Origin of the sequence: Streptomyces pathocidini (assembly GCF_001418495.1) — a bacterium.
Taxonomy (GTDB): Bacteria; Actinomycetota; Actinomycetes; order Streptomycetales; family Streptomycetaceae; genus Streptomyces; species Streptomyces pathocidini.
Map to the genome: position 1 here is coordinate 1 of NZ_LIQY01000607.1, position 1,453 is coordinate 1,453.

Here is a 1,453-nt window from a genome sequence, read left to right on the forward strand (position 1 = left end):
GGCGGGGGGCCGGCTGGGGCACGCCGTCGGCCTTGGGCTGCGGGGCACGCCAGGCCTGGGGCAAATCGGGCGAGTTGGGTGGAGCCGGGCGTGGCGCTTCGGCGCTCATGCGGGGCCCCCTTGTGTACTGCCGTGCCCCCGATCGCCTTGTGGGGCAGGCGTGTTCATGCATGGTCGGTCATGCCCGCGGCCGAAGGCCGAAGGCGTGCGCGTCACTTTACGGGCTGGTGCGCGTCCAAGGGGAATCAGCTCGGGCAGCTGGCCGGTTTGCCCCAAGCGCACCCCTACCCCGCGGTAACGGCATTCTGGCAAGGTGGCCGTATGTCCGCCCCCGCCGACCGCGTCCGCTACGACCGGGCCACCGCGCATCTCGACGCCCCGCTGGCGATCGTCGATCTGGCCGCGTTCGACGCGAACGCCGAGGATCTACTGCGGCGGGCCGGCGGAAAGCCGGTCCGGGTCGCGTCCAAGTCGGTGCGGTGCCGGGCCCTGCTGGAACGGGTGCTGGCGCGGGACGGGTTCACGGGAGTGCTGTCGTTCACGCTGGAGGAGTCGCTGTGGCTGGCCCGCTGCGGCTTCGACGACGTGCTGCTCGCCTATCCGTCCGCGGACCGGGAGCGGTTCGGGGAGTTGACCGGGGACGCCGAGCTGGCGGCCGCGGTGTCCGTGGTCGTGGACGATCCCGGGCAGCTCGATCTCATCGACGCGGCACGCGGCGGCGGCGAGACCGTCCGGGTGTGCCTCGAACTCGACACCTCGCTGCACCTGCTGGGCGGGCGCGTCCGCGTCGGCGCCCGGCGGTCGCCGCTGAGCACACCCGCCCAACTGGCCGCCCTGGCCCGCGCGGTCGAGCGGCGGCCCGGGTTCCGGGTGGTCGGGATCATGGCGTACGAGGGGCATGTCGCGGGGGTGGGCGACGCGGTGGCCGGGCGGCCGGTGCGGTCGCGGGCGATCCGGCTGATGCAGTCGGCGGCGCGGCGGGAGCTGGCCGAGCGGCGCGCGGCGGCGGTGCGCGCGGTACGGGCGGTGGTGCCGGAGCTGGCGTATGTCAACGGCGGCGGCACCGGCAGCGTGCAGCACACGGCGGCGGAGGCGGCGGTGACCGAGATCGCCGCCGGGTCGGGGCTGTTCCAGCCGCGGCTGTTCGACCACTACTCGGGGTTCAGGGGCCGTCCGGCCGCCCTGTTCGCGCAGCCGGTCGTGCGCAGGCCGGGGGTCGGGGTGGTGACGGTGCTCGGGGGCGGCTATCCGGCGTCCGGCGCGGCAGGGCGCGACCGGCTGCCGCAGCCGTACCTCCCCGAGGGCCTGCGGTACGACCCGCGGGAGGGGGCGGGCGAGGTGCAGACGCCGCTGCTCGGCTCGGCCGCGGACGATCTGCTGATCGGCGGCAAGGTGTGGTTCCGGCACGCGAAGGCCGGCGAACTGTGCGAGCGGTGCGACGTGTTGCGGCTGG

General features: G+C 75.2%; 1 protein-coding gene. It reads left to right on the forward strand.

The genetic code is table 11. The features are described from left to right. Positions 1-321 precede the first annotated feature (321 nt). A partial coding sequence (locus AOK16_RS23445) for an alanine racemase (protein WP_055474130.1) occupies positions 322-1,453 on the forward strand: 1,132 nt, incomplete at its 3' end.